Origin of the sequence: Sphingomonas sp. PvP056 (assembly GCF_040549155.1) — a bacterium.
Classification (GTDB): Bacteria; Pseudomonadota; Alphaproteobacteria; order Sphingomonadales; family Sphingomonadaceae; genus Sphingomonas.
This window is the reverse complement of record NZ_JBEPST010000001.1, coordinates 403687-422773: the sequence shown is the minus strand read 5'-3', so window position 1 is coordinate 422773 and position 19087 is coordinate 403687. Positions and strand designations below refer to the sequence as shown.

Annotated in this window: 14 protein-coding genes; 5 read left to right on the top strand and 9 right to left on the bottom strand. The window is 66.1% G+C overall.

From position 1 onward, the window contains the following. Positions 1-27: 27 nt before the first annotated feature. A complete protein-coding gene (locus ABIC17_RS02135; RefSeq protein WP_354278998.1) occupies positions 28-1461 on the bottom strand; it encodes an APC family permease in 1434 nt (477 codons plus the stop codon). A gap of 360 nt (positions 1462-1821) precedes the next feature. Between ABIC17_RS02135 and ABIC17_RS02130 the strand changes: the two genes are divergently transcribed. From ABIC17_RS02130 to ABIC17_RS02110, 5 genes are all read left to right on the top strand, one after another. Continuing rightward, positions 1822-2328 carry a Csu type fimbrial protein gene (locus ABIC17_RS02130; protein WP_354278997.1) on the top strand — a complete coding sequence of 169 codons (507 nt, stop codon included), beginning with the start codon at positions 1822-1824 and terminating at the stop codon, positions 2326-2328. Positions 2329-2333: 5 nt separating this feature from the next. Next, a complete protein-coding gene (locus tag ABIC17_RS02125) occupies positions 2334-3086 on the top strand; it encodes a fimbrial biogenesis chaperone (RefSeq protein ID WP_354278996.1) in 753 nt (250 codons plus the stop codon). A gap of 49 nt (positions 3087-3135) precedes the next feature. Next, on the top strand, positions 3136-5373 hold the full coding sequence (locus ABIC17_RS02120) for a fimbria/pilus outer membrane usher protein (RefSeq protein WP_354278995.1): 2238 nt from the start codon (positions 3136-3138) through the stop codon (positions 5371-5373). Then, positions 5364-5810, top strand: coding sequence for a Csu type fimbrial protein (locus tag ABIC17_RS02115; RefSeq protein WP_354278994.1), 447 nt, complete (start codon positions 5364-5366; stop codon positions 5808-5810). Before ABIC17_RS02120 ends, ABIC17_RS02115 begins: the two co-directional genes overlap by 10 nt. Before the next feature lie 159 nt (positions 5811-5969). Then, the gene (locus ABIC17_RS02110) at positions 5970-6629 is read left to right on the top strand and encodes a response regulator transcription factor (RefSeq protein ID WP_354278993.1); all 660 of its coding nucleotides are present in this window, start codon (positions 5970-5972) and stop codon (positions 6627-6629) included. Positions 6630-6667: 38 nt separating this feature from the next. Here the strand turns inward: ABIC17_RS02110 and ABIC17_RS02105 are convergent, their stop codons facing one another. The 8 genes from ABIC17_RS02105 to ABIC17_RS02070 all read right to left on the bottom strand — a co-directional run bounded on the left by ABIC17_RS02105 (position 6668) and on the right by ABIC17_RS02070 (position 19075). Further along, positions 6668-8503, bottom strand: a complete 1836-nt coding sequence (locus ABIC17_RS02105) for a DUF885 domain-containing protein (RefSeq protein WP_354278992.1) — start codon at positions 8501-8503, stop codon at positions 6668-6670. 70 nt (positions 8504-8573) lie between these two features. After that, a complete protein-coding gene (gene glpK / locus ABIC17_RS02100) occupies positions 8574-10058 on the bottom strand; it encodes a glycerol kinase GlpK (protein WP_354278991.1) in 1485 nt (494 codons plus the stop codon). A 27-nt stretch (positions 10059-10085) separates the two neighbouring features. Next, on the bottom strand, positions 10086-10928 hold the full coding sequence (locus tag ABIC17_RS02095; RefSeq protein ID WP_354278990.1) for an MIP/aquaporin family protein: 843 nt from the start codon (positions 10926-10928) through the stop codon (positions 10086-10088). 138 nt (positions 10929-11066) lie between these two features. After that, entirely contained in the window at positions 11067-11936 is an 870-nt protein-coding gene (locus ABIC17_RS02090) for a Vgb family protein (RefSeq protein ID WP_354278989.1), read from the bottom strand. A gap of 119 nt (positions 11937-12055) precedes the next feature. Beyond that, on the bottom strand, positions 12056-12940 hold the full coding sequence (locus ABIC17_RS02085) for a sterol desaturase family protein (protein WP_354279445.1): 885 nt from the start codon (positions 12938-12940) through the stop codon (positions 12056-12058). Positions 12941-13068: 128 nt separating this feature from the next. Beyond that, positions 13069-14838 (bottom strand): allophanate hydrolase, encoded by a 1770-nt coding sequence (atzF, locus tag ABIC17_RS02080; protein ID WP_354278988.1) that lies wholly within the window; start codon positions 14836-14838, stop codon positions 13069-13071. Continuing rightward, entirely contained in the window at positions 14835-18446 is a 3612-nt protein-coding gene (gene uca / locus ABIC17_RS02075; RefSeq protein WP_354278987.1) for an urea carboxylase, read from the bottom strand. Before uca ends, atzF begins: the two co-directional genes overlap by 4 nt. Continuing rightward, positions 18443-19075 carry an urea amidolyase associated protein UAAP2 gene (locus ABIC17_RS02070; RefSeq protein ID WP_354278986.1) on the bottom strand — a complete coding sequence of 211 codons (633 nt, stop codon included), beginning with the start codon at positions 19073-19075 and terminating at the stop codon, positions 18443-18445. Before ABIC17_RS02070 ends, uca begins: the two co-directional genes overlap by 4 nt. Positions 19076-19087: the final 12 nt, after the last annotated feature.

Here is a 19087-nt window from a genome sequence, read left to right as displayed (position 1 = left end):
CCGCAAACCGCTTCCGCCTGACTTTCCCTAACCTTCCAAAGCACCCGCCCCCGTCGCCAGCACCGACCGCCGCCGCGAATAGCCGAAGTACAGCGCCGCCGCCCCGCCCAGCCACACCGCGAACAGCAGGTACGTGTCCTTTGGCAACCCCGCGATCAGGTACAGGCAGAAGGCGGCGCTCGCGATCGGCAGAACAGGGTAGAAGGGCACGCGGTAGCCGCGCGGCAGGTCCGGGCGGCTGCGGCGGAGCAGGATCACGCCGACCGACACCGAGGCGAACGCGATCAGCGTCCCCATGCTCGTCAGGTTGACGAGCACGTCGAGCGGCACTAGCGCGGCGAGCAGCGCGACCCCGCCCGCGACCACCCAGGTGTTCTGCCTAGGCACCTGTCGCACCGGGTCGACCCGGCGGAAGAAGGCGGGGAGCAGCCCGTCGCGGCTCATCGCATACAGGATCCGCGTCTGGCCGTAGAGCACCACCAGCGTCACGCTGAAGATCGACGCGATCGCACCGAGCGACAGCGCGAGCGCAGGCCACGCCGCCCCGGTCAGATTGTGGAGGATCACCGCGAGCCCCGCCTCCTGCCCCTTGAACGCGGTCCACGGCTGCGCGCCGACCGCGGCGACCGCGACGAGGATATAGGCGGCGGTGACGATCAGCAGCGACAGGATGATCGCGAGCGGCAGGTTGCGGCGCGGATTGTCGACCTCCTCGCCCGCGGTCGAGACCGCGTCGATCCCGATGTAGGAGAAAAAGATCGACGACGCCGCCGATCCGATCCCGATCAGCCCGCGTGGCGCGAAGGGGTGGTAATTATCGACTGAAAAGTGTGCAAAAGCGACGCAAACGAACAGCAAAAGCACCGCAATCTTGAGCAAAACGAGCACGGAATTGACTGTTGTCGACTCTTTCGCGCCACGCAGCAGCAGCGTCAGGCACAGCCCGACCAGCACGACCGCGGGCAGATTGACCACCCCGCCCGCCCCCGGCGGCCGCGCGATCGCATCGGGAATTCTCCAGCCGGTGGTGAGGCTTAGCGCCTCGTTGAGGTATTGCCCCCACCCCACCGCGATCGCCGAGGCCGACACGCCATATTCGAGGAGCAGGCAAGCGCCGATCAGGAAGGCGGCCAATTCTCCCATGGTTGCATAGGCATAGGAGTAAGACGACCCCGCCACCGGCACCGCCGACGCGAGCTCGGCATAGCACAGCGCGGTCAGCGCGGCGGTGATCCCGGCGATGACGAACGACACGCTCACCGCCGGCCCCGCCTCAGGCACCGCGGTGTTGAGCGCGACGAAGATCCCCGTCCCGATCGTCGCGCCGACGCCCAGCATGGTCAGCTGGAACAGCCCGAACTTGCGCCCGAGGCCGTGGCTATGCCCTTCTCCGGCCACGATAAAATCGGCGACGGGCTTGCAGCGGAACAGCGTCGTCCACAGCGTCGGTCTGGTCGTCACGGCAGTCGCGTCCCCTGTCCTCGGCGCGGATCGTCCCGCCGCCGCTTCGCCTAGGTCGCCGTCCCCCGCGTGGCAATCGCGCACCCCCAATTCGAACATCCCGGTTGACGCGGCGACGATCAGCGCCGATGCCGCTGCCCCTCGCGCACCGGCCCCGCCTGCGCCGCCCTCCCCAGACGAAAATAGAAACCACGTAGAATCACCCGGTAACTGGCTGTGTAACCTTAGCGTTTGCGCAACACCGTTCAGCTAGGACCGACCCGAAGGGGCGAAACGCCGTCACTAGTTCTTCAGAGACTAGGGCGTTTCACAAACAGACTTCGGGCGCACCCCGCGAGTCTCCGTCTTGGGAATTTGCCAATGAACACGAATATCTTTCGCTCGTCCTACGCGCTGGCCGCAACCTTTGGCTTGGTCGCGCTCGTCGCACAGCCCGCAACCGCGCAGACCACCGGCACAATGGCTGCAACTGCCGACGTCACGCCGGACTGCCAGGTGAATTCCACCGGAATCACGTTCGGCGGTACAAACGTGATCGACGGCGCGGCCCATACCATGACGGGCGCAGTGAACGTTAAGTGCACCTTCGACACGGCATGGACCGCCAGCGCCAACGCCGGTCTTGGTACCGACGCGACCATCACGACCCGGAAAATGCAGTCGGGTACCGACAGCTTGAACTATTCGCTGTTTACCGACACCGCCGGAACAACCCTCTGGGGCGATGGCACGACCGGCAGTACGATTGGCGGAACCGGCACGGGTCAGTTCGTCGCCACCAACATCACGGGCGTGATTCCCGCCAATCAGACCACCCTGCGCGCCGGTTCCTATGCCGACACCGTCACCGTCACCGTCAACTACTGAGCGAGATGCACGCGATCCCCTGGATCGATGCCGTACGGACCGGTCGCCTTGGGGCGGCCGGTCTTTCGGTGATCGGCACCCTCTCGCTACTGCTACCCGGCGCAGCGCATGCATCCAATTTTCGCGTCAGCCCGGTCACGCTGACCGTGCCCGCCAACCGCCCGATCGGATCGGTGACGATCACCAACAGCGACAGCGCGCCGGTTTCGATCAAGGTCGCAACCTATCGCTGGACGCAGGTCGACGGGAAGGACGTCTATACCCCGACCGACGATCTGATCGCATCGCCGCCGATCTTCACCACCTCAGCCGGCGCGGTCCAGTTGATCCGGGTCGGGCTCCGCCGCAAGGTCTCTACCGCCGTCGCCTACCGTGTCGTGCTGGAGGAGATCTCTGCCCCCGTCACCACGGGCGTTGCCATCGCGGTCAACCTCAACATGCCGCTATACGTCGTCGCCGGCCCAGCCGCCAAAGCGTCGGTGCAATGGAGCGCGCGACGGACCGCCGACGCCACTGTCTTGCTCGAAGGGCGCAATAGCGGGGATGCCCCGCAACAGGTGCTTGCGATCGGCCGGGCCGATCCCGGCGCTGCCACGCCCACCGTCCTGTCCTCGACAATGGGCGTCGTTCTGCCTGCGAGCATGCGGCAGTGGAACATCGGCAAACACGCCGACTGGACCCCCGGCGTCCCGCTGCGCCTGACCATCCGCACCGCCACTGGCGTCGACGAAATCACTGCCAATCTATCGGCGGGTTAATCTCGTCGCCGCCGTTCTGGCGGTAGGCATTGCCAGTCCAGCAGCCGCCATGTCCGATCCGGTGCCCGCCGGTGCGCGACTGGTGCTGCTGGCCGTCCAGCTCAACGGTCGCGCGCAGCCCGACCCGGTCTGGGTGTTGCGCGATGGCGACGCCCTCGCGGTCACGGTCGCCACCGCCCACGCGTGGCGGATCGAAACCAGCGACATGCCGACCCGCGTGTTCGACGGTGACTCCTACGTAACGCTCTCGGCGCTTCCCGAAGTCGTGACGGTGCTGCAGGACGCGACGCAAACGCTGGATCTCACGGTGCCGGCCGCACGCTTCATGGCGTCTGCGCTCCTCCTGTCGCGCCAGCCCTATGGCCCGATGACGCGCAGCAGCCTCGGCGGCTTTTTCGGGTATGACGTCTCGGCCCAGATCGCCGACGGGGCGACTGCGGTGAACGGCCTGTTCAATCTGGGGCTCTTTCGGGGCACGGGAACGGCCGGCACCAGTTTCATCGCGGGCACCGGCGGCAACGGGCGGGACCGGCGCAGCCTGGTGCGGCTCGACAGCAATTACACAATCGACGATCCGGCCCGGATGCGGTCGCTGCGGATCGGCGACGGCGTGACCCGGGGCAGTACCGGCACGTCTGCACTCCGCTTCGCGGGGGTTCAGCTCGCCACCAATTTCGCGACCCAACCCGGCTATGTGACGATGGCGCTGCCAACCCTCAACGGCAGCGCGGCGGTCCCGTCCGTAATCGACATCCTGGTCAACAACGTGTTGCAACGGCAGCAGCAGGTCGGCTCCGGGCCGTTCACGCTGACCGACGTCCCGGTCATTACTGGTGGCGGCGACGTACAGCTCGTCGTTCGCGACGCCTTGGGACGCGAAACGCTGGTCACACAATCCTATTATTCCGCCCCCCGGATCATCCGGCGCGGGTTGCATGACGTCTCATACGAAGCGGGATTCCTGCGCCGCGATTACACGCAGCGCAGCAATGCCTATGGGGCGGCGATCCTGTCGGGAACGCATCGCTACGGGTTGACCGACCGCATGACGGTGGAAGGGCATGGCGAGCTATCGCGCACCACCCAGACCACCAGCATGGTCGTCAGCATGTTATGGCCAACGGTAGGTATCTTCTCTCTCTCGGCAGCAGGCAGCCAGTCCGGGCGCGGTCAAGGCGGACTGATCGGGTTTGGCTTCGAACGCCAGACGCGCAGTGTCTCGATCGGCGGCAGCACCGAATTCACGACGACGGGCTATGCCACGATCGGCGACACCAGAACGTATCGACGCCCCAAAAGCCTGGTCAGTGGCTTCATCGGCGTGCCGACCACGTTCGGTTCGATCAGTGGCTCGCTCCTTTGGCGTCGCGGGCGGTTCGAACCGGACGTTTTATATGCCAGCGCGAACAGTTCGGTGCGGATCCGCGGGATCGGGGCGTTCGGCCTCAGCGCGCGCCGCAGTTTCACGGCGAACCGCGAGAGCGCGGTCCGCGCCTTCCTCAGCGTCCCGATCGGCCACCGGAGCAGCGCTGCGGTCGGCACCGAGCTCCGCAACGGGCAGGTCGGGGCCAACGCAATGCTCCAGCGCAACCTGCCGTACGGGAATGGCCTTGGCTATCGCCTGCAGGCCGAAACCGGCGCGTTTGAACGGCTCGACGCCGAAGTCAACGTTCAGGCCGATATCGGGCGACTAGATGCGCAGGTGACGCGCCTGGACGGTAACACCGGTGCGCGGGTGGGAGTAAGCGGATCGATCGCGACCATTGACGGGCGGGTGTTCGCGGCACGGCGGCTCGACCAGAGTTTCGCCTCGGTTCAGGTGGGCGACTACGACAATGTCCGGGTGTATGTCGACAACCAGCTGGTTGGACGGACCAACCGCGGAGGCACGCTGATCGTCCCCCGGCTGCTGCCGTACCAGGACAATCATCTGCGGATCGAAGCCGAGGATCTGCCGCTCGACGCCTCGATCGACGAGACCACCCGGACCATACGCCCATTCGATCGCAGCGGTGTCGCCGTCCGCTTCGGCGCACGCGATGCGCGTGCGGGCCTCGTGACCGTCCATCTGGCGGACGGTACGCCCCTTCCCGCGGGAACGGTTCTGTACGTCAACGGCGGTGCCGAACCGTTCGTGGTCGCACCCGGCGGCACCGCCTATCTCGCCGGTCTCGCCGTGCGCAATCGCATATCCACGGCACGAGACGGCACCGGATGCCATTTCGCCTTGCCCTTCGCTTCCGGCCAGGGACCTCAACCAAACCTCGGGACATTCATATGCAATTGACCCCCGCCGCCGTCCTGCTGCTGGCTGCCGTGCTTGTGCCGGCGCAGGGCGCGCATGCCCAGGCCGATGGCTGCACCATGACCGCGCAGGATCTCACGCTCGGCCGCTATGATCCGCTCAGCAACCTGCCACAGGATGCCGTGAGCAGTATCTCCGTGCGTTGCGCCGTGGCGACCCCTTTTGTCATCACGCTCGGACCCGGTAATGGCACTTATGCCGGACGCACGATGATCGGGGGGAACCAAGCGCTCCTCTATAATCTGTTCCTGGATCCGACCCGCACGACGGTCTGGGGGGACGGCAGCAATGGCAGCAGCAGCTTCTCGCAGGATACTACCGGGGGGGTCTTTCCGGTCTATGCGCGTGCCCCCGGCGGGCAGATTCGGCTGAAACCAGGCACATATGTCGATATCGTCACGGTCACTATAACCTACTGATTATACTCCCGTTACGCTCTTATATTTCGTTTCGTCCAAAATCAGTGCCAAGCCTCCGATCAGGCGAATACTGCTCCGCATCGGGCACGACTGATATAAGTTTAAATAGTAGTTGCGCATTATTTCAAAGACTTCGACACAATGTCTTTGTATTGGCCCGTGATCGAATACGCATTATTGGCCGGAGCGGGCATGATCGTTTACATCATTGCGCAAGATCCGGCAGCACGTCGCGCGCTCCACGGCCAGCTCAGTCGCGCAGGAATTACGGCTTGGCCGTTTGCGCATTCCCAGGACTTTCTGGACCAGCTTGCGGACCTCCAGCCGGCACCGATCATGACCGATCTGGACATGCCGAAAATCGGTGGACTTGCCGTGCTGGCGGCGCTTTTGGAGCACGAGATCTATTGGCCTGTCATCATGATGGCGGTCACCGCAGACACGCCGGTCACTGTGGAGGCGATGCAGTGCGGTGCTATTGAAGTCCTGGAGCATCCCCTTCGTGCCGATCTGCTGACGGCCGCACTCGACCGTGCGTTTTCGAGCCTTCGAACTGCCACCCACAAGTCCGAGCAACGGCAGTCCGCCCGCGCGCACATGGCGTCGCTCACCGGGCGTGAACGCAGCGTCGTGCGCGCGCTGATCGAAGGCAAGACCAATAAGGCAATCGCCACCGCTCTCGCGATCAGCCCCCGTACGGTCGAAGGGCACCGCGCGCATGCCCTTCAGAAGCTCAACGTCCGAAGCATTGCCGAGATCGTCTATCTCGCCGTCGACGGCGACCTCGACTTACGCGCGCACCCGGTCGACCCCGCATAAAAGACGGCATCACACGCCTCTACCCGGCGCATTTGCAGCTACCCCCGCTTCGCCGCGATATAGCGGTTCACCTGCTCGTCGAGCACGTCGAGCGGCAATGCCCCCTGGCTCAGCACCGCTTCATGGAAGTCCCGGATATCGAAGCGCGACCCGAGCGCCTTCTCCGCGCGCTGGCGCAATTCGGTGATCTTGAGCTGCCCGACCATGTAGCTCGTCGCCTGCCCCGGCCAGTTGAAATAGCGATCGACCTCGCGCGCGATGTCCTTGTCCGACACCGAGCTGTTCGCCTTGAAGTACGCGATCGCCTGTTCGCGGGTCCAGCGCTTGGAATGGATCCCGGTATCGAGCACCAGCCGGATTGCACGCCACACCTGCAGCGACAGCATTCCGAAGCGTGCATACGGATCCTTATAGACCCCCATCTCATTCGCGAGCCGCTCCGAATACAGCCCCCAACCCTCGGTATAGGCGCCGTAACCGCCGAACTTGCGGAACTTGGGGATGCCGGTCAGCTCCTGCTGCCGCGCGATCTGGAAGTGATGCCCCGGCGCGCCCTCATGCGCGGCGATCCCGGCGACCTGCACCTTCTGCGTCTGGTTCATGTCGACCAGGTTGACGTAATAGATCCCCGGCCGCGATCCGTCCGCCGAGGGCGGGTTGTAGAAAGCGGTCGACGCGGTCCCCTCGCGCCACTTCTCGACCGCGCGCACTTCGAGCGGGGTCTTGGGTAACACGCTGAAAAAGCGCGGCGCTGCGGTCATGACCGAGGCGATCACCGCGCGCGCGTCGGCGAGATAGGTTTCGCGGCCAGCGACGGTGTTGGGATATTTGAACTGCGGGTCGGTGCGGATGTGGTCGAAGAACTGTTCGAGCGTCCCCTTGAAGCCGACCTCGCGCTGGACCGCCTCCATCTCCTGCCGGATCGCGGCGACCTGGCGCAGGCCGAGCGCGTGGATCTGGTCCGCAGTCAGGTTGGTCGTGGTCGAGCTCTTCAACCGGTCGGCATAATAGGCTGCGCCATTCGGCAGGCTCCACGCGCCGAAATTGCCCTTGGACAGCGGCTCGATCGCATCGAGCGTTGCAAACAGCGTGTCATAGCCCTTGCGGAACGGCCCGGTCAGCGCCGCACTTGCGTCGGCGATCAGCTTCGCCTTGGTTTCGGCCGGCGCATCGAGCGCGGTGACCTTCTTGCGGAAGTCCGCCAGCAGCGTCGAATCCGGCCCGCTGTCGAACGGCGCCCCGGTGATGACCGCACGCGCATCGGCACGGGCTGGCGCAAAATTGACCTTGTTGGGGATGATCCCGGCAGCCGCCTGCGCGCGCATCGTCGCGGACACTTCGCGCATCACACGCTCGGTCTCGCGCAGCCGCGCGATATAGGCCTGCGCATCGGCGACCGTGTTGACCTTATGGTTGTTGATCAGCAACACCGGGATCTCGCCGGCCGGGCTACCGTTAGTCGAGACGGGAAAGCGCAGCTTGCGGAACTGGAACGATTCCCGCCCGCGCGCGACTTCATATTCGAACAGACGATAGCTGACCCGCGCGCTCTCGCCGAGCTGTTCGGGGCGGAAGCGCGCGTGCAGATCCTTCAACTGCTGTTCGGACAGCGCCTGGGCACGGACGGCGGCGGCATCGGTATAATCGTCGAGCCGGTCGTACTGCGTCTTCAGCCCCAATTGCGTCTGCGATTCCGGGCTCAAAGCGAGTTGTGCGTCATAGGCCTGATCGAGGAACTGGAGCAGCGCGGCATCCTGCGCCTGGGTCGAGGATGCCGCCCCCTTGGCGGGCGTCTGGACCGCGACCGGGGCGGGTGCGTTCGCCTGGATCAGCGAAACGGTCGGCAACAGCATGACGGCAAGGGCAAGACGCATTGAATGTTCTCCTGGAGAACGCCCTTGTCGCGCGCCGCCCCGCCCGGCGCAATCGCCGATGTGCCCCTCCCTAAAGCATCGTGCGCTCGACCGCCTTGCGCCAGCCGGCGATCAGATCGGTCCGCAGACCGTCGTCCATCGTCGGCACGAAGCGGCGCTCGCACGACCAGGTCGCCGCGATCGCATCGAGATTTTCCCACACGCCGGTGGCAAGCCCGGCAAGGAACGCGGCCCCCAGCGCGGTGGTTTCGACGCCGACCGGTCGCTCGACCGGGGCGACGAGCACGTCCGAGAGGAACTGGCACAGCCAGTCGTTGACCGCCATGCCGCCATCGACGCGGAGCGCGGGGGAATCGGGGTGCGCGTCCGCGCGCATCGCCTCGATCAGGTCACGCGTCTGGTAGGCGACCGATTCAAGTGCGGCGCGCGCCAGATGCGCCTCGGTCGCGTCGAGCGTCAGCCCGCAGATCAGACCGCGCGCGTCAGGGTCCCAATGCGGTGCCCCCATGCCGACGAACGCCGGCACCATGTAGACGCCGTGGTTGTTCTGCACGCGCAGCGCCATATCGTGCGTGTCCGACGCGCGCGTGATGATCCTCAGCCCGTCGCGCAGCCATTTGACCGCGGCCCCGGCAACGAAGATCGCCCCCTCCAGCGCATAGGTTGGCACGCCGTCGAGCCGGTACGCCGTGGTCGTCAGCATCCGGCTCTTCGACCGGATCGGCTCGGTGCCAATGTTCATCAGCGCGAAGCAGCCGGTGCCATAGGTCGATTTGGTCATCCCCGGCTCGAAACACGCCTGGCCGAACAGCGCCGCCTGCTGGTCGCCTGCCATCCCGCCGATCGGGATCGCACGCCCGAGGATCGACGGGTCGATTTCGCCGAAGATGTGCGCATTGTCGAACACGTCGGGCAACAGCGGTGCGGGGATGCGGAACAGCCGGAGCAATTCCTCGTCCCAGCGTTGTGCGGCGATGTCGAACAGCAAGGTGCGCGACGCATTTGTCGGGTCGGTCGCATGAACCTTACCGCGCGTCAGCCGCGAGAGCAGGAAGGTGTCGATCGTCCCGAACGCCAGATCCCCACGCTCCGCCGCATCCCGAGCCCCCGAGACATTGTCGAGGATCCACGCGAGCTTGGTCGCGGAAAAATACGGATCGATCAGCAACCCGGTCTTTTCGGTCACCATTGCCTCGGCCCCGTCGGCCTTCAGCTTCGCGCACACGTCCGACGTGCGGCGATCCTGCCACACGATCGCGCGGTGGACCGGCTTGCCCGTCTTGCGATCCCACAGTGCGACCGTCTCGCGCTGGTTGGTGATGCCGAGCGCAGCGATGTCGGCGACATCGATCCCCGCCTTGGCGACCGCATCGCGCAGCATCGCGACCGCATCGCGCCAGATATCCTCGAGGTCATGCTCGACCCAGCCAAGCGCCGGATAATGCTGGGCGAACTCGCATTGCGAGACGGCAATGGGGGTCGCGGTCGAATCGAACACGATGCAGCGGGTCGATGTCGTGCCCTGGTCGAGCGCGACGATATAGGGGGCGGTCATGCGATGCTCTCCTGGGACGCAGTCGGTTTAGCGCGAGCGGTCCGCCGTATCCCAGCCCGGGTCGGGCAGCGGGGTAGCGGCGATCTGGCGCGACGGGAGGAACGGGCGGATCAGCGCCTGATAGACGGTGGCCCCTGCCACGCCGCCGCAGAACGGCCCGGCGATCGGCACCCACCAGTAATCGAGGGGTGCGGGAAAGGCCGCCGACCCCCACCCTGCAAAATAGCAGAACAAGCGCGGGCCGAAGTCGCGCGCAGGGTTGATCGGCCACGCTTCGAGATACCCTCCCGCCCCGCCGATCATCGCGACCAGCAGCCCGATGATAAGCGCGCTCGAATCCGCGCGGGGGGCCTGGGTGTTATATTCGTCGGTCACCGCGAAGATGCCGAGCACAAGGATTCCGGTCAGCACGATCTCGTTGAAAAAGGCACGGACCGGGGTGATGCCGTCGCCGGGATGCGTGAAGAACACCCCCGCGGCGCCCCCCGCCTCCCGCGTCAGGGCATGGCTTTGGTTGAAGCTGTCGATCACCGGCCCGTACATCATGTACACCAGAGCCGCGCCGATGATCGCGCCGATCACTTGCGCCACCCAATAGGGGACGATCTTGCGCTTGGGAAAATCGCGGTAGATCGCGAGCGCCAGCGTGACGGCTGGGTTGGCATGGGTGCCGGACACCGCGCCGGTCACATAGATCGCGATCGTAACCGCCAGACCCCAGGTAATGCACACGCCCCAATAGGCGGTCTTGTAGGGACTGGGGTCGTACAGCGTGTACATCGCGGCGGCCGAATTGCCGATCGTGATGATGATCGCAACCGCGATGCATTCGGATATGAGTTCGCCGATGAAGGCCTTATTAGCAGCCATTGTCCCCTCCAGGACCTGCTGTTTCGGCGTATAATTCCGCGCCGTCAATCGCATCCGATCGATCGAGCGGGCACCCCGGGACGCTTTTCGCCGCATGCCGGAAACGCGCTGTGCGAGGGTGCGCCGGGTAACGCGGCGTTACTTGCCGATGGCTGCCGGGTCCTTCCACCACGACAGAGTGTGTTGGTCGTGCGCGGTCGTCCACACCCCCGTCGGGGTGTAGCGCAAGGCACCGCTGCCCGATGCCCCGCCGACCCGCGCGCGGATCGCGAGCGTCAGCGGGTCGATCACGACGAACGTCTGCCTCGCCGTGGTGCGCAGCCAGATCTTGCCGCCGCCCGCGTCGATATCGCCATATTTGAGCGTTTCATCCACCTTGACGCGCCCCACGACGTCGCCGGTCGTCGGATCGACCTTGGCGACGGTCCCATCGCCTTGCTCCTGCACCCACACGGCCCCTTCGCCCGCGACGAGGAAGCCGGGCGTGCGCCCGAGCGCCGTGCGTTTGACGACCGTGTTGCTCGTCGGGTCGATCTTCTGAAGCGTCTGGCTGGTTCCGCTTGCGGCCCATAACGCCCCCATGCCGAACGACAAATAATGGCTGTCCCGATCGACCTGGACCGTCGCGATCATGCGGTTGCTGGCGGGGTCGACCCGCGTGATTATGCCCTTGGCGTCGCTGCTGACCCAGATCGATCCTGCCCCCGCGACGACGTTCAATTCCCCTTCGGGGTTGCCGATCCCGGTTGCGATCGTCGCGGTGATCTTCGCGGTTCGGATATCGATCCGGTTGAGCGTCTTGTCCTTGCAGTCCGCGACCCACAGCGATCCGTCGAGGATCGTCATCGCGCCGCAGGGATGCGCCAGCGCGACCGTCGCCAGCTTCTCGCGCGTTGACCAGCGTTCGACCCGTCCGGCGTTGGTGACCCAGATCGTCTTGCCGTCGATCGCGATGAAATCGGCAAATCCCGGAACGGGCACGACCTGCTCCTGCGGCGCCTTTGCCAAAGTCTGCGTGGACGCGATGCAGCCCCCCAGCAACGCAACGACTGCCCAACAGTTTTTCAGATACGCCTCCTGGAGATACGGAACTACTGAATTGCCCGGTGCTGTACCGCCGGGCTGGATCAGTTCACGACGGTCGTCGACTCAGGCCGTTTGGCCGTGAGCTTCGCGATCACGGGGCGCGCAGGAAAGATCCACTGCTCCCAGATCGTCAGCCGCTTGCGGTCATCCTGCCCCACCACAGCGGATTCCCCGTCGCGGTAGGTCCCGAACAGCCGGTCGAGCAGGATCAGCGAATTGCCGTAGTTGCAGCGCGTGTCCTCGTAACTGAGCGCGGTGTGGTGGAGGCTGTGGTTGCGGATCGTCGTGAAGAAGAAGGCGTACCAGCGCGGCGGATCGGCGCGGACGTTGGCGTGCGCGAATGTCGATACCGCGGTCAGCACGTTGAACCCGCAGAACACGGCGGCCTGCGGCAAGTCGAAGATCGCCACCACGCTGAGGCTGATCAGGAACAACTCGATCGGATTGCCGACCGCGCCCTTCATCGCGTTCAACTGCGTGATGTGGTGATGCGGTGCATGGGTCGACCAGAGGAACGCATTGTTGTGCATCAGCCGATGCATCCAATATTGGCCGATCTCGACCAGCACCACCACCAGTGCGACCTGCACCACGAACGGCAGGTGCATCGCCCAGTCAGTCTGGATTCCCAGCGCCTGTTTGGCCGCTATGAGCGGGGCTTCGGCGAACGTGTTGGTCGCCCAGGCGATCGCGGTCGAGCCGAGCACCATGTAGAACAGATCGGTGCAGAATTCGCGCAGGTCCATGCGCCACGCTTTATGCCGTTCGTGTACCTGTTCGAGCAGGAGGACGAACGCGGTCGTCACGGCGACCGCAGCGATGATCGACCAGGGGCGACTGATGAAGTCCGCCGGTCCATAAGCCCAGAACAGCACCACAGCGGCGACCGTCGCGGGCGGAAGCAGGTTGAACACGGTTTGCTTCATCACAATCGAGCCCCGTCCTATGCCGAAAAGCGGCCCCCCGCTCCGCGGGATGCGTCGTCGAGAAGCACGTTCATCCTAAGCGCTGGCTACCCGCGGGTCAGGTGGGCAAATGACGTATCGAGACGACGTCAGCGCGCCACATAAGCGCGCCAACCGCCAAGCGCGGTAATGTCCTCCGCTCCCACCGTCGCGCGCGGTTCGGCGACGAACCCCTTGACCGTGCTGCCGTCCGCCAGCGTCACCGACCCGATCGCGAGCGGCGGCGGCACGTCGACGACGAAGCTGCCGAAGGCGGCGACGTCCAGTTCATAGACTTCGACCGCAATCGCTGCCCCGTCCTCAGCCCCGACATTAACCAGCGCAGGCTTGGGCGGCACGCTGTCCGCCATCGCGTACAGGGTATAGGTCGGCGCGGTATGGGTCGCCTCGACGAACACCGCATCGCGCGAGGTGAGCTGCCAGTGCAGCGGCATGTCCTTCAGATGCGCGCCGACGACGGCGAGTTTCACGGTCTGCATTCGACCCTCCAGGTCCAGGGGTGGCGGCGGCGCGAGTGCCGCCGCATCGAGATAGGCTTCGCTCGCGGCCATCAGCGCTTGATCGGTTCCGGCGGGACCGATCAGCGTAATGCCGAACCCGGTGCCATTGTCGCGCGCGCCGGCGGGCACCGCGATCGCCGCCATGTCGAGCAGATTGACGAAGTTGGTATACGCCCCGAGGTTGCTGTTGAGCGCGATCGGTGCGGCGCGCATCTCAGCAACGCGGTAGGTCGTCCCCGTTGTCGGGAGGACGAGCACGTCGATGCTTTCCCACATAATCTCGGCGGCACGGCGGAGCGCCGCCAACCGGTAAATGCCGTTGAACAGATCGACCGCGCGGAGATCGAGTCCGCCCGCCACGACTTCGCGCACGACCGGATCCAGATCGGCCGGGTCCGCCGCCAGCACAGCCTTAAGCGCGGCGGTGCGTTCGGCGACCCACGGACCGCCGTAGAGCAGTTGCGCCGCCTCGTTGAGCGGGGTCATGTCGATCTCGACCAGTTCCGCGCCATTCGCGGCGAGGCACGCGATCGCTTTATCGTACAGGCGCTCGGCCTCGAGATCGCCGAACCATTTGCGCTGATCGGGCCGTGGCACGCCGATCCGTCGCGCTGCGCGATCCTGCTTGGGCACGCGGACCGAGAACGGGTCGGTCGCATCGAACCCGGCGACCACCGTATCGACCAGACGCGTATCCGCGACGGTGGACGCCAGCACCGTGATGCAATCGAGCGTGCGGCACGCCGGAACCAGCCCGGTCGAGCTCCAGCGTCCCCGCGACGGCTTCAATCCGATCAGATGCTGGAAGGCGGCAGGCACGCGGCCCGATCCCGCGGTATCCGTCCCGAGCGCGAAAGCGACCAGCCCTGCGGCCACGACCACCGCCGACCCCGAACTCGATCCGCCGCTGACATAGGCGCGGTTATAGGCGTTGACCGGCGCGCCATAGGGGCTGCGCGTGCCGTTCAATCCGGTCGCGAACTGGTCGAGATTGGTCTTGCCGATGCAGATCGCCCCCGCCGCGACGAGGCGATCGACGACGGTGGCGGAGGCGGCCGGACGGTAGCCGAAACTCGGGCACCCCGCGGTGGTGTCGATCCCCGCGACGTCGATATTGTCCTTGACCGCGAACGGCACTCCGGCGAGCAGGAGCTCCTCCCCCGCTGCGACCCGCGCGTCGATCGCCTCCGCCTGCGCGAGCAGCGTGTGTGCATCGAACCGCGCGATCCACGCCTGCGGCTGGATCAGATCATACACCGCGATCCGCGCGATCACGTCCTGCACGACCGCCACCGCCGAGACGCGTCCCGCCGAAACATCCGCCGCGATCCCGCAGGCGTCGAGCCGCGCCAAACTCATGCGGCGGGCCGGAAGGCGAACATCGGTGCGCCGGGCTGGATCGCCTGCCGCTCGGTGACGTACACCGCCTCGATCGTGCCAGCACCCGGGGCTTCCACCGGAAACTCCATCTTCATCGCCTCCATCACCGCAAGCTGCGTCGTCGGGCCGACCACGTCGCCGGGTGCGACGAGCATCTTCCACACGACCCCGCCAAACGGTGCCTCGATACATTCCGTCCCTTCGGGCAACGCGATCGCGGCATCTACGCCGCGATCCGCATCGCCGTCGGTGAGCGCAGCGACCCGGTCGAACTCGCCGCGGCGGGCCCAATCGGCGCGCTCTTCGTCGAACGCCGCCTGACGATGCTGCTGGAAGCTGTCGATCTCCGCGGCATTGTCCGCGAGGAACGCGCGATAATCGGCCAGGCGGAATTCGGTTTCCTCGACCTCGATCGCACGCCGCCCGAGCGGGAAGTCGCGCCGCCAGTCGACCAGCGCGTCATGGCTGACCGGGAAGAAGCGGATCTGATCGAAGAAGCGCAGCAGCCACGGCTTGCCATCGATGAACGCGTCGGTCTGGCGGTGCGTGTTCCACACCTGGATCGTGCGCCCGAACAGCTGATAGCCGCCCGGTCCCTCCATCCCGTAGATGCACATATACGCGCCCCCGATGCCGACGACATTGGGCGGGGTCCAGGTGCGCGCCGGGTTGTACTTGGTCGTCACCAGCCGGTGGCGCGGGTCGATCGGCGTGGCGACGGGCGCGCCGAGATAGACGTCGCCCAGACCCATCACCAGATAGGTCGCGTCGAACACGATCCGCTCGACCGCGTCGACGTCGGTGAGGCCGTTGATGCGGCGGATGAACTCGATATTGTCGGGGCACCACGGCGCATCGTCGCGCACCGCTTCCTCATATTTGGCGATCGTCTCGTAGATCGCCGGATCCTTCCAGCTGAGCGGAAGGTGGATGATCCGCGACGGGATGGTGAAATCGTCGAGGTCGCCGAGCCGCTCCTCCGCCGCCACCAACGCATCCAGCGCCGCCGCTTGGTCGAGCGCGATCCCGTCGAAATGGAGCTGGAGCGAGCGGATGCCGGGAACGATGTCGATCACGCCCGGCAGCGCGATCCGTTCGAGCTCGATCATCAACGCATGGATTCGGATCCGCAGCTCCAGGTCGAGCACGATCGGGCCATATTCGACCAGGATGTTGCGGTCGCCCTGCTGCCGATAGACGACACGCGGACGCCCGTTGGCCGTTGGCAGGTCGGCGAGGATCGGGGAAAGCGCGCCGACGTCTCCGTCTGCGGCGACCGCCGGTTCCTCGGCAAGCGGGCCAGTGCCCGACAGCCATGCGGTCTGCGTCACCGCCGCCGTGCTCGCGACATCAGGCGTCACCACCGCGAAGCGCACGCTGTCACCCGCGGCAAGCTGCCCGATCTTCCACAGGTCCGCCGCGATCACGACGAACGGGCAGACGAACCCGCCGAGCGACGGGCCGTCCGGGCCGAGGATGATCGGCATATCCCCGGTGAAATCGATCGCGCCGATCGCATAGGGATTGTCGTGGATGTTGGAGGGATGCAGCCCCGCCTCGCCGCCATCCTGCCGCGCCCAATGCGGCTTGGGGCCGATCAGGCGGACGCCGGTGCGGTTCGAATTGTAATGGACCTTCCACAGCGACGCGGTGAACGTCGCGATGTCGTCGGGCGTGAAGAAATCGGGCGCGCCGTGCGGGCCGTAGAGCACGCGGATCGTCCAGTCGGTGCCGATCGCGGGGATCTGTGCGACCGTCGGTGCCGCATCCGTGGACGCATCGCCGAGATGCAGCGTATCGCCTGCCACCACGCGCCGCGCGGCATTGCCGCCGAATTCGCCAAGGTCGAAGGTGCTGCGGCTGCCGAGATACGCCGGAATATCGAGCCCGCCTGCGACCAGCAGATACCCGCGCACGCCGCCGCCCCGGACTCGGCCCAGCGCGAGCGTCTGCCCGGCGGCGATCGGGATGGGCGCATTGCGCGCGACTGCCGTGCCGTCCAGCGTCGCCCCGAAATCCGCGCCGGTCAGGCACACCGTCGCAGCAGTGTTGAACAGGATCGTCGGGCCGGTCGCGGTGATCTCCAGCCCCGCCAGTCCCTCGGCATTGCCGAGCAGCCGGTTGCCGAGCCGGAAAGACAGCGCATCCATCGGCCCCGACGGCGGCACCCCGATCGCCCAATAGCCCTCGCGTCCCGGATAATCCTGAACGCTGGTGGCGGTCCCGCCCGACAGCACGCGCAGGCTGCGCGGCTGGTAGACCACGGTATCGAGCGCGCGCGTCGACACGTCGCCGGAAACGAACGCCGCGGTCCGCACGACATCGCGCAACCAGCGGACATTGGTCTCGATCCCCGCGATCCGTGTCTCGTCGAGCGCCGCCTGCATCGCCAACACCGCTTGCGCCCGGTCGGGGGCGGTCACGATCAGCTTGGCGAGCATCGGATCGTAGAAGCTGCTGACCTCGGTGCCGCTCGCGACCCACGTCTCGACGCGGACGTCGGGGAACGCCACGTCGGTCAGCTTGCCCGAGGTCGGGCGATAGTCGAGCGCGGGGTCCTCGGCGTACAGCCGGACCTGGATCGAAGCCCCTTCGGGCGCGCGCAGCGGTGCGTCGAGAAACGCAAGGTCGCCGGCCGCCGCGCGGATCATCCACTCGACCAGATCGATCCCGAACACTTGCTCGGTCACGCCATGCTCGACCTGGAGCCGCGTGTTGACCTCGAGAAAGAAGAAGTCGCCGCGCACCGCATCGTACAGGAACTCGACCGTCCCGGCCGACCGATAGGCTGCCGCTTCGCCGAGGCGCACCGCCGCCGCGATCAGCCCGGCGCGAACTTCGGGGGGCAGGTTGGGGGCGGGGGCTTCCTCGACGACCTTCTGGTTGCGCCGTTGCAGCGAGCAATCGCGCTCGCCGAGCGCCACGACCTTGCCCTTGCCGTCACCGAAGATCTGCACCTCGATATGGCGTGCGCGCTCGACATAGCGTTCCAGAAACACACCGGAATCGCCGAAATTGGCGGACCCCAGCCGCGCGACCGCGGCGAACCCGTCGCGGATCTCGGCATCATCGCGGCAAATCCGCATTCCGATCCCGCCGCCGCCAGCGGTCGCCTTGAGCATGACGGGAAAGCCGATCTCCGCCGCCGCGACCGAGGCCGCCTCGACATCGACCAGCAAATCGGACCCGGGCGCCAGCGGCACGCCATGCGCCACCGCCAGCGCACGCGCGCTGTGCTTGAGGCCGAACGCGCGGATATTGTCGGTCGTCGGCCCGATGAAGACGATCCCCGCCGCCGCGCAGGCTTCAGCAAATCCCGAATTTTCGGCCAGGAAACCATAGCCTGGATGGATCGCCCCCGCGCCTGCTTCCCGCGCCGCTGCAAGGATCTTTGCCACGTCGAGATAGCTTTCGCCCGGCGGTCCTGCGCCGATCCGGATCGCGAGATCCGCCTCGGCGACGTGGAGCGACCCCGCATCCGCATCCGAATAGACCGCGACCGAGCGCAACCCCATCTGCCGCAGGGTCCGGATGATACGGCAGGCGATCGCGCCGCGGTTGGCGATCAGAACCGTGTCGAAGCTCATGCCGTCACGATCATGCGGACGGGGGTCGGGTTGAAGCCGTTGCACGGGTTGTTGATCTGCGGGCAGTTGGACACGACCACCACCACGTCCATCTCCGCGCGCAGATCGACCGTCAGGCCGGGCGCCGAAATCCCGTCGACGATCCCGAGCGCGCCATCCGCTTCGACCGGCACGTTCATGAAGAAATTGATGTTCGACACCATGTCGCGCTTGCCGCGCCCGGCGCGGACGTTGGCGTCGAGGAAATTGTCGACACAGGCGTGTTGCGCCTTGGTGTGATGGCCGTAGCGCAGCGTGTTGGACTCGCACGAGCAGGCCCCGCCGATCGTGTCGTGATAATCGACCGACGTGGCCGTGATCGTCATCATCGTGCGGCCCTCGTTCGACAGCAGCGCGGCCCCCGTGCGCAGGAAGATATTGCGCTGCGCCGCGATCGTGTCCTGCGCGCTGTAGCGTTCGGCATCGTCGGCGGCGGCGTAGAGCAGGAAGTCGACCGCCTGATTGCCTTCCAGATCGACGATCCGAAGCGACTGGCCCGCGCGGACGGTGTGGAGCCAGGGTGCGCGCGCGGCGACGACTTCGTCGTGCACCACCGCGCCGTCCAGGCCTTTGAGCGAAAGATCGGCCACTCTATCGTCTCC

What these genes read in the sequence shown, in the direction of transcription:
- ABIC17_RS02120 (WP_354278995.1), top strand. Translation starts at nt 3,136, where the DNA reads ATGTCCGATCCGGTGCCCGCCGGTGCGCGACTGGTGCTGCTGGCCGTC.
- uca (WP_354278987.1), bottom strand. Translation starts at nt 18,446, where the DNA reads ATGAGCTTCGACACGGTTCTGATCGCCAACCGCGGCGCGATCGCCTGC.
- atzF (WP_354278988.1), bottom strand. Translation starts at nt 14,838, where the DNA reads ATGAGTTTGGCGCGGCTCGACGCCTGCGGGATCGCGGCGGATGTTTCG.
- ABIC17_RS02130 (WP_354278997.1), top strand. Translation starts at nt 1,822, where the DNA reads ATGAACACGAATATCTTTCGCTCGTCCTACGCGCTGGCCGCAACCTTT.
- ABIC17_RS02105 (WP_354278992.1), bottom strand. Translation starts at nt 8,503, where the DNA reads ATGCGTCTTGCCCTTGCCGTCATGCTGTTGCCGACCGTTTCGCTGATC.
- ABIC17_RS02115 (WP_354278994.1), top strand. Translation starts at nt 5,364, where the DNA reads ATGCAATTGACCCCCGCCGCCGTCCTGCTGCTGGCTGCCGTGCTTGTG.
- ABIC17_RS02125 (WP_354278996.1), top strand. Translation starts at nt 2,334, where the DNA reads ATGCACGCGATCCCCTGGATCGATGCCGTACGGACCGGTCGCCTTGGG.
- glpK (WP_354278991.1), bottom strand. Translation starts at nt 10,058, where the DNA reads ATGACCGCCCCCTATATCGTCGCGCTCGACCAGGGCACGACATCGACC.
- ABIC17_RS02095 (WP_354278990.1), bottom strand. Translation starts at nt 10,928, where the DNA reads ATGGCTGCTAATAAGGCCTTCATCGGCGAACTCATATCCGAATGCATC.
- ABIC17_RS02085 (WP_354279445.1), bottom strand. Translation starts at nt 12,940, where the DNA reads ATGAAGCAAACCGTGTTCAACCTGCTTCCGCCCGCGACGGTCGCCGCT.